The sequence below is a fragment of the Pseudomonas sp. Pseusp18 genome, assembly GCF_059506005.1.
In genome coordinates this window covers 799,532-813,708 of the sequence record NZ_CP169240.1, presented here as the reverse complement: position 1 = coordinate 813,708, position 14,177 = coordinate 799,532, and the positions used below count along the sequence as shown (strand labels likewise).

Here is a 14,177-nt window from a genome sequence, read left to right as displayed (position 1 = left end):
AAAGAAAAGAACACACAAGAACCGATCATAAATGATCGGCTCGTGTGATCGCGAGGGCTGGCGATAACCGTTCAGCGCTCGTTCAGCGACGGACCGGGCGCTTCTGCAGTTTGCGCTGCAGCGTGCGGCGGTGCATGCCCAGAGCACGGGCGGTGGCGGAAATGTTGCCTTCGTGCTCGGTCAGGACGCGCTGGATGTGCTCCCACTGGAGACGGTCCACGGACATCGGGTTTTCCGGCACCAGGCTGTCGAGGTCGGCGTGCTCGGAGAGCAACGCGGCCAGCACGTCATCGGCATCCGCCGGTTTGCACAGGTAATTGCAGGCGCCGCGCTTGATTGCCTCGACGGCAGTGGCAATGCTCGAGTAACCGGTGAGTATCACCACGCGCATGTCCGGGTCGAGTTCGAGCAGCTTGGGCAGCAACACCAGGCCCGAATCGCCGTCCATTTTCAGGTCAAGCGCGGCGTAATCAGGGATATCGGCCTGGGCGATGGTCAGGCCCTCTTCGGCGGAACCTGCGGTGCTGACGCGAAAACCACGGCGGGCCATGGCGCGGGCCATCACGCGGGTGAAGGTTGCATCATCGTCTACCAGCAGCAAATGCGGCAGTTCTTCGCCTTCAACTTGGATCTCGTCACTCATGTTCGTCTCCTCGGGCGACACGGGGCAGGCGCAGCTCGGTGAGCGTGCCGCCTTCCTCATGACTGTAGAGTTTCACTGAGCCGCCGGCGCGTGTCACGCTGGCCTTGCTCAAAAACAGGCCCAGGCCGAAACCTTTGCCCTTGGTGGTAAAAAACGGTTTGCCGATCTGCTCGGCGATAGCCAGCGGTACACCGGCACCATGGTCGCGAATGCTGATGGTCAGGTCTTCGGCGGTCCAGTCCAGGGTCACTTGCAAGCCTTCAGGGCAGGCATCGGCGGCGTTGTTCAGCAGGTTCAACAGCGCTTGAGTCAAATCCGGCGGCGGCGCCATGCGCGGCACCGTGCCCTGGCCAAGACGCTGGAAGCGATAACTGGCCTCAGGACGCATCAAGTGCCAGCGGTTGAGCGCTTCGTCGAGCCAGTCGGTGACATCCTGCATCTCCACCGCCATACGACGGTTGGCCTCGGCGGCGCGCACCAGTTGCTGCAAGGTTTCCTTGCACAACTTGACCTGATCCTGCAAAACCTTCAAATCGTCCTGCAACATCGGGTCGGGGTGATCCTGCTGCATCTCTTTGAGCAACACGCTCATGGTCGCCAACGGCGTACCCAGTTCATGGGCGGCACCGGCAGCCTGAGTCGCGACGGCCAGCAATTGCTGATCACGCAGGCCTTCCTCGCGGCGGATCGCACGCAGCTCTTCCTGCCGACGCAGCTCTTCAGCCATGCGTGCAGCAAAGAAGGTGATGACGGCGGCGGCCAAGGCAAAACTCAACCACATGCCGTAGATCTGCAGGTTTTCCCGGGCGATGGGGAAGGTTTCCAGCGGGTAGAACCGCGCCAGCAGCAACGTATACAGCGCCAGGGCGATACCCGACAGAATCACCGAATAGCGCCACGGCAGCGTCACGGCGGCGATGGTCAGCGGCACCAGGTAATAAGAGACGAACGGGTTGGTCGAACCACCGGAGAAATACAACAAGGCGCTGTGTATAAACAGGTCGCAGGCCAGTTGCAGGGCGTATTCAAGCTCGGTAACCGGCCACGAAGTGCGCAGGCGCACGGCGGTGAACACACACAACAGCGTCGAACAGCCCAGGGTCATCGCCAGTGGCACCCACGGCAACGGCAGCAGTTGGAGCCAGTAGGCCAGGCCCACGGAGCCGGCCTGGGCGGCGAGCACCAGAATCCGGATGAAAGTCAGCCGCCAGAGGTTCTGGCGAGTGGCGGAAGTCAATTGTACGGGGGCGAGCATGAGCTCTCCTGATGAGCGCTCCAGGCGGATCGCACGGAGTATAACCAAGCCGCGGGCATGAGAGGCGAAAGTGCGGCAAACGACCACAGGCTCTTTTGTGACGAGTGCCCCTGTGGCGAGGGGGCTTGCCCCCGTTGGACTGCGAAGCAGTCCCAAACCTGCCACCGCGTTTTGATCCTGCATACTGTATCTGCCGAATGGCGACTGCTGCGCAGCCGAACGGGGGCAAGCCCCCTCGCCACAGGATCACCAGCATTCCATCTGTATAGAAGTTGTAACTGTGCGAAACGGACCATTGAAGCTAGAGTCTGATGGTTTCACGCAGGTTCGGACCCTAACCCCTGCGCATCGTCCAAGGAGCTTTTCATGCACACATTGCGCCGCAGCGCCGCCCTTCTCGCCTTAAGCGTTGGCACCGCCGCCAGCCTCCCGGCCCTGGCCGTCGACGAGCTGCATTACAACCAGATCTCCCTGCGCGCCGAAGTCAGCCAGGAAGTGGCCCGCGACCTGATGATCGTGACCCTCTACACCGAAGAACAAAACACCGACCCGGCCAAACTCGCCGCCGACGTCAGCACTACCATGAACAAGGCGCTGGCCCAGGCCAAGCAGGTCAAGGACATCACCTTGCGTCAGGGCAGCCGCAACAGCTACCCGATCTACGACACCAAAGGCCAGAAAATCACCGGCTGGCGTGAACGCGCCGAACTGCGTCTGGAAAGCTCGGACTTCGCCGCCCTGTCCAAACTCACCGGCGAACTGCTCACCGACCTGAAAATGGGCGGCATGGACTTCGCCATCGCGACGCCAACCCGTAAAGCCAGCGAAGACGCCCTGCTCAAAGAAGCCGTGACCGCCTTCAAGGCCCGCGCCCAACTCGCCACCGACGCCTTGGGCGGCAAGAGCTACAAAATCGTCAACCTGAACCTCAACAGCAACGGTTATCCACAACCGTACATGCGCGGGCCGATGATGATGAAAGCTGCTGCCGGCATGGATTCGGCACCGGTGACGCCAGAAGTTGAAGCCGGCACCAGCCAGGTCAGCATGACGGCGGATGGGGCGATTGAAGTGTTGATGCCTTGATGCGATAACCCGGACACGAAAACGGCGATCACCGAAGTGATCGCCTTTTTTTGTACCAGAAGAATCTGGTTGTGACCGTCAGCTTGGTGGTGAAAGCATGGGCGTCATCGCAGTGATTCAGACTTAAATCTGCGGATCGACGTTATCCAACGCCCGATTCACCGCCAATTCCGCCAGCATGATGATCTGTTGAATCGCCAACACTGTATTGCGTTGCGGGCCGATCAGGTTCGTGGCGAAATCGCTGGCCAGGACACTGGCCGAGGCCAATGACTCGCAGGCTTGTGCCAGCAGACTTTCGATGCCCATGTCAGGGGCAACCAAGTACATCGTGCTGGGGCGACGAGGTTTTGCGGCGTAAGGCTTGGGAGGATTGAGGTAGTAGTCGAGCGCACGTTTTATCGCTTCGCGGTCTTTGAGTAGCTCTTCGCTACGCAAAGCTTCGGCGTTGGGTGTGGTGGTGTTGAAGGGTGGATCGGGAATTAACTTATCCATACAACTTCCTTTTGATATTGGAGCCATCAATTTCCGATCTCACTCGGCGAAGAGGTGGCAGCTATGTACGGTGTGAGATTACCGGCAAAAGGAACCCGGCCAGACCGAAGTCTGCCCGCACACAGCCGCCATAACGCATTTGCTGGCAGCGGATAAGCTGACGGCAATTATGGGGGGGCTAGCACTGGTTTCCAACTGTTTAGCCGGGATCTCACTCCCGATCGCTGAGTTTTCAGCGACAGCCAAAGACTAGAGAGTCCGCTTCCGACGGACAACCTGAAAGATGCGTGGGAAAGGTCTGCGTTCTGACACATCGATTAAACATTCAAAAGCGGAACGCGGAGCGTCCCTGGCGGCGTTCCCACGCGGGAGCGTGGGAACGATCATTGAGCATCAGCTCTGGATAGATTTATGGGAAGCTCTGATGGCATCAATCGCCTCTTGAGTGAGCGTCATGACAGTCGTTGTGCTTACTTCAATCCGACTGATGATGTCTGCTCTCGGACCTTGCTTCCAATCAGTACTTGAGTAAAAAAGATCTTGAGAGGCTTGGCGATGATTCTCGCTCTCGTAGGAGCGAATTAAGTGATAACTGTCATCGTCATGCAAAGAGCCGCCATAAGAAACAACATCCATACCCGCCTTTAAGTGAAGCGGAACACTTACTTCCCGCATTATTCGATGGAAATCCAATCCTGATCCCGGTTTCAAGGTGTACATCAGGATTTCAACAATTCGAGTCATTCCAAATCTTCCCTGTGGGATTTCAGTTCCTGCCTAAGGATATATGCTGGCTGATCCGCCGCCTTCGCGGGCAAGCCTCGCCCCGGTCAACTATGCCCAGATAGAGGGGTCCCCCTCAAAAAACGATATTTCCACCCTCCCCGCCAACAACGCTACCCTCAGGAAAACATCGCCGCAAAGCCCTCGGGGACTCCATGGAAAGAACCACCGTCAAACCACTTCTGCTCGCACTCGCCCTCGCCACAACAGCATCACTCGCACAAACCGCCCAAGCCGCCACCACCCTGGTCTACTGCTCCGAAGCCAGCCCCGCCGGCTTCGACCCCAGCCAATACACCAGCGGCACCGACTTCGACGCCTCCGCCGAAACCGTCTTCAACCGCCTCACCCAATTCAAACGCGGCGGCACCGAAATCGAACCCGGCCTGGCAACAAGATGGGACGTATCCGAGGACGGCCTCGCCTACACCTTCCACTTGCGCGACGGCGTGAAATTCCACACCACCGACTACTTCACCCCCACCCGCGACTTCAACGCCGACGACGTGCTGTTCACCTTCCAGCGCCTGCTCGACCCGGACAACGCCTTCCGCAAGGCCTACCCCGCCGAGTCGCCGTACTTCACCGACATGGGCCTGAACACCACGATCAAAAGCATCGACAAGATCGACGACCACACCGTGCGCTTCAGCCTGAACAACGTCGACGCCGCGTTCGTGCAAAACCTCGCCATGAGCTTCGCCTCGGTGCAGTCCGCCGAATACGCCGCCCAACTGTTAAAGGAAGGCAAAGCCGCCGACCTCAACCAGAAACCGGTCGGCACCGGCCCGTTCGTGTTCAAGCGCTACCAAAAGGACTCGCAAATCCGCTACGCCGCCAACAAGGCCTACTGGAAACCCGAGGACGTGAAACTCGACAACCTGATTTTCTCGATCACCCCGGACGCCGCCGTGCGCTTGCAGAAGCTCAAGGCCGGCGAGTGCCAGGTTAGCGGCTACCCGCGCCCGGCAGACATTGAAGTGATGGAGCAAGACCCGAACCTGACCGTGCTCAAGCAAGCCGGTTTCAACCTCGGCTTCCTTGCCTACAACGTGACCCACCCACCGCTGGACCAGCTCAAGGTGCGTCAGGCGCTGGACATGGCCATCGACAAGCCGGCGATCATCAAGGCTGTCTACCAGAGTGCCGGGCAACTGGCGCAAAACGCCTTGCCACCGGCGCAATGGTCGTATGACCCGAGCATCAAGGACGCCCCGCACGACCCGACCAAAGCCCGCGCGCTACTGAAAGATGCGGGGGTTGCACCCGGCACCACAATTAATCTGTGGGCCATGACCGTGCAGCGCGCCTCCAACCCCAATGCGCGGATGTCGGCACAGATGATCCAGCAGGATTGGGAGAAAGTCGGAATCAAGGCCAACATCGTCAGCTATGAATGGGGCGAGTACATCAAGCGCGCCAAGAACGGTGAGCATGACGCAATGATCTACGGCTGGACCGGCGACAACGGTGACCCGGATAACTGGCTCGGTGTGCTCTACAGCTGCGCTGCGGTGAAAGGTAGCAACTACGCCAAATGGTGTGACCCGGCCTACGACAAACTGGTGCAGCAAGCCAAGGTGTCCACGGACAAACAACAGCGGGTCAAACTGTACCAACAGGCACAGCAAATCCTTAAACAACAAGTACCTATCACACCCATTGCCAACTCGACGGTGTTCCAGCCACTGCGCAAGGAAGTCACCGACTTCAAGATCAGTCCGTTTGGCCTCACACCGTTCTATGGCGTGGGTATAAATAAGTAACACCAGGCTCCAGCCGGGTGCGTCATACGCCCCGGTCGCCCCTTATCGGTGCACGACTTGCACCGTAAAAAACCTGCGCAAACGGTCAAATACGTCACTATTTATACATATGCGACATTAAGGTACGTTCGTGCCACTCTTTAGGACTTGTGGCCATTCAGGATCTTGCATTGGGTACGGCCCCTGCATAAGTATCCGCAGGTCGACTCACGAGGTCGTCCTCTAATTCCAAAAATGACAACAAATCATGAGGCCACCATGCTTAAACACGCGGTCATTCCGTTTTTAGTCGGCGCAAGCCTGTTAGCCAGTGCACCTTTCGCCCAAGCGGCGTCTAACCTGGTGTTCTGCTCCGAAGGAAGCCCGGCCGGTTTCGACCCAGGTCAGTACACCACCGGAACCGACTTCGACGCCTCTGCAGAAACCATGTTCAACCGCCTGACCCAGTTCGAGCGCGGCGGCACCGCCGTGATTCCTGGCCTCGCGACCAAGTGGGACATTTCCAGTGACGGCCTGACTTACACTTTCCACCTGCGTGAAGGCGTCAAGTTCCACACCACCCCGTATTTCAAGCCGACGCGTGAGTTCAACGCCGACGACGTGCTGTTCACCTTCAATCGCATGATTAACAAGGATGACCCGTTCCGTAAGGCATACCCGACCGAGTTCCCGTACTTCACCGACATGGGGATGGATACCAACATCACCAAGATCGATAAAGTCGACGACCACACCGTCAAGTTCACCCTCAAAGATGTAGACGCCGCGTTCATCCAGAACATGGCCATGAGCTTCGCCTCGATTCAGTCCGCCGAGTACGCTGCCCAGCTGCTCAAGGAAGGCAAGGCTGCCGACATCAACCAGAAACCGGTCGGCACCGGCCCGTTCGTGTTCAAGAGCTACCAGAAAGACTCCAACATCCGCTACACCGGGAACAAGGACTACTGGAAGCCTGATGACGTGAAGATCGACAACCTGATCTTCGCCATCACCACCGACCCGTCGGTACGCATCCAGAAGCTGAAGAAGAACGAGTGCCAGATCACTCTGTTCCCGCGTCCAGCCGACCTGAAGGCGCTCAAAGAAGATAAAACTTTGAAGATGCCTGAGCAGGCTGGTTTCAACCTGGGTTACATCGCCTACAACGTGATGGACAAGGTCAAGGGCAGCAACGAGCCGAACCCGCTGGCCGACCTGCGCGTTCGTCAGGCGCTGGACATGGCTGTCAACAAGCCGCAGATCATCGACTCGGTTTATCAGGGCGCAGGCCAACTGGCCGTCAACGCCATGCCGCCGACCCAATGGTCCTACGACACCACCATCAAGGATGCCAAGTACGATCCTGAGAAAGCCAAGGCGCTGCTCAAGGAAGCCGGCGTCAAGGAAGGCACCGAAATCGTTCTGTGGGCGATGCCGGTACAGCGTCCGTACAACCCGAACGCCAAGCTGATGGCTGAAATGCTGCAGTCCGACTGGAAGAAGATCGGCCTGAACGTCAAGATCACCAGCTACGAATGGGGCGAGTACATCAAGCGTTCCAAAGGCGGCGAGAACCAGGCGATGATCATCGGCTGGAGCGGCGACAATGGTGACCCGGACAACTGGCTCAACGTGCTGTTCGGCTGCGACTCGCTGAGTGGCAACAACTTCTCCAAATGGTGCGACAAGAAATTCGACGGCCTCGTCAAGGAAGCCAAACGCACCACCGATCAGGCCAAGCGCACCGAACTGTACAAACAGGCGCAACACGTCCTCAAAGATGCTGTTCCAATGACACCTATCGCTCACTCGACGGTGTTCCAACCCATGCGCGCCAACGTGCAGGACTTCAAGATCAGCCCATTTGGCTTGAACTCCTTCTACGGCGTCAGCGTCAGCAAATAAGAAAAGGCAGCGGCGACGTTTTCAGCGTCGCCGCTGCTTTTTTCTGCCGAGAAGCTAGGAATTTGCCTACATCCAAATCCGCTGTCTGACGCAGCCAGGGGACAGGACGCGTTGCCTTTTCCTACGAGTCTTTAGGACTCAGCGCATTTACTGCCAGACCCACGGCACCTACCGTCGGGTTCTGACCAGTGACTGTGTGGGCTATCGGTTTGCTGCCCGTATTGGTTTGAGCTCAATGCCGCCACAACGTCCCCGGACGGGATCGCGGCGCATTGAATAACACTAAAAAAAGAGGGAGCGTCATGCGCCATTCCTTGGTTTTATCCGCATTGCTGGGCACCGGCCTGCTGGCCGCCACTTCCATCAGCCAGGCCGCCAATAACAGCCTGGTGTTCTGCTCCGAAGGCAGCCCCGCCGGTTTCGACACCGCGCAGTACACCACTGCGACCGATAACGACGCCGCCGAGCCACTGTACAACCGTTTGGCAGAGTTTGAAAAAGGCGCCACCAATGTCGTGCCAGGCCTGGCAACCCGCTGGGATATTTCCGAAGACGGCCTCAAGTACACGTTCCATCTGCGCGAGGGGGTGAAGTTTCACACGACCAAATACTTCACGCCGACCCGCGATTTCAACGCCGACGACGTGCTGTTCACGTTTAATCGCATGCTCGATCCGCAGCACCCGTTCCGTAAGGCTTATCCGACCGAGTTCCCGTATTTCAACGGGATGAGCCTGAACAAGAATATTGCCAAGGTCGAAAAGACCGGGCCGCTGACCGTGGTGATGACGCTCAACAACGTCGACGCCGCGTTCATCCAGAACATCGCCATGAGCTTCGCCGCCATCCTTTCGGCCGAATACGCCGAGCAGTTGCTGGCGGCCGGCAAGCCGAGCGAGATCAACCAGAAGCCGATCGGCACCGGGCCGTTCGTGTTCAAGAGCTACCAGAAAGACTCCAACATCCGTTACAGCGGCAACAAGCAGTACTGGGACCCCAGCCGGGTCAAGCTCGACAACCTGATTTTTGCCATCAACACCGACGCCTCGGTGCGCGTGCAGAAGCTCAAGGCCAACGAATGCCAGATCACCCTGCACCCACGCCCCGCCGACGTAACCGCCCTGAAGAATGACCCGAAACTGCAGCTGATCGAGAAACCCGGCTTCAACCTCGGCTACATCGCCTATAACGTCCGGCACAAGCCTTTCGACCAGCTCGAAGTGCGCCAGGCGCTGGACATGGCGGTGAACAAGCAAGGCATTCTCAACGCCGTCTATCAAGGTGCCGGTCAACTGGCGGTCAATGCCATGCCACCGACCCAGTGGTCCTATGACGACACCATAAAGGACGCCTCCTACAACCCGGAAAAAGCCAAGGAACTGCTCAAGGCCGCCGGCGTGAAGGAAGGCACCGAAATCACCCTCTGGGCCATGCCGGTCCAGCGTCCGTACAACCCCAACGCCAAGCTGATGGCCGAAATGCTCCAGGCGGACTGGGCGAAGATCGGCCTCAAGGTCAAGATCGTCAGCTACGAATGGGGCGAGTACATCAAGCGCACCAAGAACGGCGAGCACGACATCAGCCTGATCGGCTGGACCGGTGACAACGGCGACCCGGACAACTGGCTCGGCACGCTGTACAGCTGCGACGCCATTGGCGGCAACAACTACTCCATGTGGTGCGATCCGGCTTACGACAAGCTGATCAAGCAGGCCAAGGTCGTCACCGATCGCGACCAGCGCACCGTGCTCTACAAACAGGCGCAGCAGTACCTCAAGCAGCAGGTGCCGATCACGCCGGTCGCCCACTCGACGGTCAACCAGCCGTTGAGCGCCAAAGTCGAAGGGTTCAAGGTCAGCCCCTTCGGTCGCAACGTGTTCTCGGGCGTCAGTATCGACCAATAACCAATTAGCCAGAAACGCCGGGGGCGGATTCCGCCCTCATGCAAGCGTATTGCCGTAATTCGTCAAATCGGCCTACAGCAAACGTTTGCTAAGCCTGAATGAGTTCTAAACCAAATAGCCGGATCACCAAAAAAGACCGGCATTAAAAAAAGAAAGTAAGGAGCTTCACACATGAAACTGAGCAGCACCGCGTTACTGGCCTTGGCCATCAGCAGCGTGACCGCCACGGCTTACGCAGAATCCCAGAGCCAGGCGTTCACCCCGGTTACCGTGAAAGAGAAAAGCGCCCAAAGCGAAGCCACTGGCTTTGTCGAAGGCCAATCGATCACCGGCAGCACGCGTAACTGGTACGCCAACGAGCAATTGAAACGTGGCGGCAAGTTCACTTACAAGAAGGACGGTGTATCGACCCCGACTGATCGTCGTATCAACTGGGTTCAGGGCACTATCGTCAAGTACAACTCCGGTTTCACTGAAGGCACCGTAGGCTTCAGTACCGAAGTGGCTGCCTACAATGCCATCGCTCTGGATCGTGATCGCAAGGACCTGGCGTCCAACAACGGCGGCGCACCGACCACCCGACCTGGCGCGGGCAACAACCGTACCCTGACCAAAGAAGGCGGCGACGCACAAGGTCAGTGGAGCAAACTGGGACTGGCCAACGTCAAGGCCCGTATCTCCAACACCACGCTGACCGCCGGCCGCCAGAACTTCAGCAGCCCGATGGTCGATGTCATCGGTAACCGTGCCCTGCCTTCGAGCTTCGAAGGTGTGAGCCTGCACAGTGAAGAACTGGAAAACCTGACCTTCGACCTCGGCACTTTCGACCGCAACTCTCCGCGTACCGAACAAAGCCAGCGCAAGTTCCGCTCCGAATACGGCGACACCAATGCCGAAGCCGATCACGTCCACACTGCCGGTATCACCTACCAGCCATTCGCCAGCCTGACCACCAGCCTTTGGGGCACCCAGGCTGAAGACCTGTGGAACCAGTACTACTTCGGCGCCACCCATGTACTGGGTGACAGCCAGGTCCTGAGCCTGACCACCGGCCTGAACTACTACAAAACCGTAGACGAAGGTAAAGCCAAGCTCGGCGAGATCGACAACGACACCTACTCCCTGTCGTTCGGCCTGACCCACCAGGCCCACAGCCTGACCTTCTCGTACCAGGAAGTGAACGGTAACGAGTACTTCGACTACCTGCATGAAACCAACGGCATCTACCTGGCCAACTCCCTGCTGTCGGACTTCAACGGCCCGAACGAGAAGTCCTTCCAGATCGCCTATGGCCTGAACATGGCCGAATACGGCGTGCCAGGTCTGAAGTTCAACATCTACCAGGCTCGCGGCTGGGGTATCGACGGCACTCACTACACCGGCAACGGTGGCGTGGTTGGCAAAGGTTACGACGGCATCCAGACCCAGGATGGCGAGCACCACTACGAATACGGCATCGGCGCTTCGTACGCGGTACAGAGCGGCCCACTCAAGGCCACCGCTATCCGCGCGACCTACACCGCGCACCGTGCCAGCGAAAACCAGGCCGATGGCAGCCTCAACGAGTTCCGTCTCGTGACCACCATCCCTTTCAACATTTTGTAAAACGCACGCCGGCGGCTGACTCATGACGAGTCGGCCGTCCGGTTTTTCCTGTTCAACCGATTGCAGAGGGTTCTTGATGAAAATGCTTCCCCTACGAGCGGCCATCGCTGCCGCATTGCTGAGTGTCGCTGTTGGCGTCTCGGCCAAACCCTTGGTGGTCTGTACCGAAGCCAGCCCGGAAGGCTTCGATATGGTCCAGTACACGACTGCAGTCACAGCCGACGCAGTGGCCGAAACCATCTTCAATCGCCTGGCGGACTTCAAGCCCGGCACCACTGAAGTGATTCCGGCGCTGGCCGAATCCTGGGACATCAGTGAAGACGGCCTGACCTACACGTTCCACCTGCGCAAAGGCGTCAAGTTTCACACCACCGATTACTTCAAGCCGACCCGCGACATGAACGCCGACGACGTGGTCTGGAGCTTCCAGCGTCAGCTGGACCCGAATCACCCATGGCACAAGCTGTCGAGCGTGGGCTTCCCGTACTTTGAGAGCATGGGCTTCAAGGAACTGCTCAAAAGCGTAGAGAAAGTCGACGACAACACGGTCAAGTTCACCCTGACCCGCCGCGAAGCGCCGTTCCTGGCAGACATCGCCATGGCGTTCTCCTCGATCTACCCGGCCGAATACGCCGACCAGTTGCTCAAGGCCAACAAGACCGGCGACCTGAACAACAAACCGGTCGGTACCGGCCCGTTCATTTTCCAGCGTTACGCCAAGGACGCCCAGGTGCGTTTCAAGGCCAACCCGGACTACTTCCGTGGCAAGCCACCGGCTGATGCGCTGGTCCTGGCGATTGCCACCGACAACAACGTGCGCCTGCAAAAGCTCAAGGCCAACGAGTGCCAGATCGCGCTGTATCCGAAACCGGATGACATCCCGAGCATCAAGAAAGACACCAACCTGAAGGTTGATGAGCTGAACGCGATGACCGTCTCCTACGTCGCCATGAACACCGCACGCCCGTACATAAGCGACGTGCGAGTGCGCAAAGCCATCGACATCGCGTTCGACAAAGAGGCATATGTCAACGCGCTGTTCGGCAAAGGCAATGCGACGGTGGCGGTCAACCCGTACCCGGACACCCTGCTGGGCTACAACCATAAACTGACCAACCCGCCTCGCGACCTCGACAAGGCTCGCGCCCTGCTCAAGGAAGCCGGTGTGCCGGATGGCACCGTGTTCACCCTGTTCACCCGTAACGGCGGCGGCCCGACCAACCCTAATCCGATGCTCGGCGCACAAATGATGCAGGCAGATCTGGCCAAGGTTGGAATCAAGGTCGATATTCGTGTCATGGAATGGGGCGAAATGCTCAAGCGCGCGAAGAACGGCGAGCACGATATGGTGTCCGCCGGTTGGGCAGGCGATAACGGCGACCCGGATAACTTCCTGACGCCTATGCTCAGTTGTGAGGCTGCCAAGAACGGCGAAAACTACGCTCGCTGGTGCAATGAAAAGTTCCAGGCGCTGATCGACGAAGCACGGGCCAAAGTGAACCCGGCCGAACGCACGGCGCTCTACGAACAGGCCCAGGACGTTTTCAATCAGGACCAGCCATGGATCAGCATGGCGCACACCCGCATGTTCACTGCAATGCGCACCAACGTAGAGGGCTATCACATTAGCCCCCTCACCACTAACAACTTCGCCACCACCCAGGTGAAGTAGATAAGAAACGCCCGGCATCGCTGACCCCAGCGATGCCGGGTACGCCTAACCGGCTGATGAGGTACCACACAAGATGTTTAGTTTTATTGCCCGCCGATTGGGGTTACTGATCCCCACGTTCTTCGGCATCACCTTGTTGACTTTCGCGTTGATCCGCATGATTCCTGGCGACCCCGTGGAAGTGATGATGGGCGAACGTCGGGTCGACCCCGAAATGCATGCTCAGGCAATGGAACGCCTAGGTCTGAACAAACCGCTGTATGCCCAATACCTGGATTACATTGGCAAACTGGCCCACGGCGATCTCGGCGAATCCCTGCGTACCCGTGAAAGCGTCTGGACCGAGTTCAGCTCTCTATTCCCCGCGACCCTGGAACTGGCCTCGGCCGCCATGTTGTTCGCCGGCATCCTGGGCCTTCTGGCCGGGGTGATCGCGGCACTCAAGCGAGGGTCCCTGTTCGACCATGGGGTAATGGGTGTCTCCCTGGCGGGATACTCGATGCCGATCTTCTGGTGGGGCCTGATCCTGATCATGTTCTTCTCGGTGAGCCTGGGCTGGACCCCGGTATCCGGGCGGATCGACCTGCTCTACGACATCGAGCCACGCACCGGCTTCATGCTCATCGATACGTTGCTGGCCGATGACGTCGGAGCGTTCTTCGATGCCCTGCATCACCTGATCCTGCCAGCCATCGTGCTCGGCACCATTCCGCTGGCGGTGATTGCGCGGATGACCCGTTCGTCGATGCTCGAAGTGCTGCGTGAAGACTACATCCGCACCGCCCGCGCCAAAGGCCTGTCGCCATCGCGCGTGGTATTCGTGCACGGTCTGCGCAATGCGCTGATTCCGGTACTGACGGTGGTCGGCCTGCAAGTCGGCACGCTGCTGGCCGGCGCGGTCCTGACCGAAACCATCTTCTCCTGGCCCGGCATCGGCAAATGGCTGATCGAAGCCATTGGCGCACGGGACTATCCCGTGGTGCAGAACGGCATCCTGTTAATCGCCTGCCTGGTGATTCTGGTCAACTTCGTAGTGGACATCCTCTACGGCTTTGCCAACCCACGCATCCGTCATCAGCGCTGA

Annotated in this window: 11 protein-coding genes; 7 read left to right on the top strand and 4 right to left on the bottom strand. The window is 58.6% G+C overall.

Annotation, left to right across the window (positions count from 1 at the left end; all coding sequences use genetic code 11):
* Positions 1-82: 82 nt before the first annotated feature.
* Positions 83-643: a response regulator transcription factor gene (locus ACEN9A_RS03485; RefSeq protein ID WP_007939714.1), complete on the bottom strand. Its 561-nt coding sequence runs from the start codon at positions 641-643 to the stop codon at positions 83-85.
* Complete coding sequence (locus ACEN9A_RS03480; protein WP_019582419.1) at positions 636-1,898, bottom strand: ATP-binding protein; 1,263 nt, start codon at positions 1,896-1,898, stop codon at positions 636-638. The genes ACEN9A_RS03485 and ACEN9A_RS03480 overlap by 8 nt, the downstream gene beginning before the upstream one ends.
* A 366-nt stretch (positions 1,899-2,264) precedes the next feature.
* Between ACEN9A_RS03480 and ACEN9A_RS03475 the strand changes: the two genes are divergently transcribed.
* Positions 2,265-2,984, top strand: coding sequence for an SIMPL domain-containing protein (locus ACEN9A_RS03475; protein WP_007939711.1), 720 nt, complete (start codon positions 2,265-2,267; stop codon positions 2,982-2,984).
* 123 nt (positions 2,985-3,107) lie between these two features.
* Here the strand turns inward: ACEN9A_RS03475 and ACEN9A_RS03470 are convergent, their stop codons facing one another.
* Entirely contained in the window at positions 3,108-3,479 is a 372-nt protein-coding gene (locus tag ACEN9A_RS03470; RefSeq protein WP_258672362.1) for a DUF6124 family protein, read from the bottom strand.
* Between the two features lie 393 nt (positions 3,480-3,872).
* Positions 3,873-4,223 (bottom strand): NIPSNAP family protein, encoded by a 351-nt coding sequence (locus ACEN9A_RS03465; protein ID WP_105340048.1) that lies wholly within the window; start codon positions 4,221-4,223, stop codon positions 3,873-3,875.
* A gap of 194 nt (positions 4,224-4,417) precedes the next feature.
* Here ACEN9A_RS03465 and ACEN9A_RS03460 point away from each other — a divergent pair, with 194 nt between their 5' ends.
* The 6 genes from ACEN9A_RS03460 to ACEN9A_RS03435 all read left to right on the top strand — a co-directional run bounded on the left by ACEN9A_RS03460 (position 4,418) and on the right by ACEN9A_RS03435 (position 14,177).
* Positions 4,418-6,028, top strand: coding sequence for an ABC transporter substrate-binding protein (locus ACEN9A_RS03460; RefSeq protein WP_258672361.1), 1,611 nt, complete (start codon positions 4,418-4,420; stop codon positions 6,026-6,028).
* 258 nt (positions 6,029-6,286) lie between these two features.
* Positions 6,287-7,912, top strand: a complete 1,626-nt coding sequence (locus ACEN9A_RS03455) for an ABC transporter substrate-binding protein (RefSeq protein WP_258672360.1) — start codon at positions 6,287-6,289, stop codon at positions 7,910-7,912.
* A gap of 302 nt (positions 7,913-8,214) precedes the next feature.
* Positions 8,215-9,816, top strand: coding sequence for an ABC transporter substrate-binding protein (locus tag ACEN9A_RS03450; RefSeq protein WP_019651117.1), 1,602 nt, complete (start codon positions 8,215-8,217; stop codon positions 9,814-9,816).
* A 171-nt stretch (positions 9,817-9,987) separates the two neighbouring features.
* Complete coding sequence (locus ACEN9A_RS03445; protein WP_258672359.1) at positions 9,988-11,421, top strand: OprD family porin; 1,434 nt, start codon at positions 9,988-9,990, stop codon at positions 11,419-11,421.
* Between the two features lie 76 nt (positions 11,422-11,497).
* Positions 11,498-13,093 (top strand): ABC transporter substrate-binding protein, encoded by a 1,596-nt coding sequence (locus tag ACEN9A_RS03440; protein WP_258672358.1) that lies wholly within the window; start codon positions 11,498-11,500, stop codon positions 13,091-13,093.
* A gap of 73 nt (positions 13,094-13,166) precedes the next feature.
* Entirely contained in the window at positions 13,167-14,177 is a 1,011-nt protein-coding gene (locus ACEN9A_RS03435) for an ABC transporter permease subunit (RefSeq protein WP_018929516.1), read from the top strand.

Coding starts and splice junctions, on each gene's coding strand:
- ACEN9A_RS03445 (WP_258672359.1), top strand. CDS start 9,988: ATGAAACTGAGCAGCACCGCGTTACTGGCCTTGGCCATCAGCAGCGTG.
- ACEN9A_RS03450 (WP_019651117.1), top strand. CDS start 8,215: ATGCGCCATTCCTTGGTTTTATCCGCATTGCTGGGCACCGGCCTGCTG.
- ACEN9A_RS03460 (WP_258672361.1), top strand. CDS start 4,418: ATGGAAAGAACCACCGTCAAACCACTTCTGCTCGCACTCGCCCTCGCC.
- ACEN9A_RS03475 (WP_007939711.1), top strand. CDS start 2,265: ATGCACACATTGCGCCGCAGCGCCGCCCTTCTCGCCTTAAGCGTTGGC.
- ACEN9A_RS03485 (WP_007939714.1), bottom strand. CDS start 643: ATGAGTGACGAGATCCAAGTTGAAGGCGAAGAACTGCCGCATTTGCTG.
- ACEN9A_RS03465 (WP_105340048.1), bottom strand. CDS start 4,223: ATGACTCGAATTGTTGAAATCCTGATGTACACCTTGAAACCGGGATCA.
- ACEN9A_RS03435 (WP_018929516.1), top strand. CDS start 13,167: ATGTTTAGTTTTATTGCCCGCCGATTGGGGTTACTGATCCCCACGTTC.
- ACEN9A_RS03455 (WP_258672360.1), top strand. CDS start 6,287: ATGCTTAAACACGCGGTCATTCCGTTTTTAGTCGGCGCAAGCCTGTTA.
- ACEN9A_RS03440 (WP_258672358.1), top strand. CDS start 11,498: ATGAAAATGCTTCCCCTACGAGCGGCCATCGCTGCCGCATTGCTGAGT.
- ACEN9A_RS03480 (WP_019582419.1), bottom strand. CDS start 1,898: ATGCTCGCCCCCGTACAATTGACTTCCGCCACTCGCCAGAACCTCTGG.
- ACEN9A_RS03470 (WP_258672362.1), bottom strand. CDS start 3,479: ATGGATAAGTTAATTCCCGATCCACCCTTCAACACCACCACACCCAAC.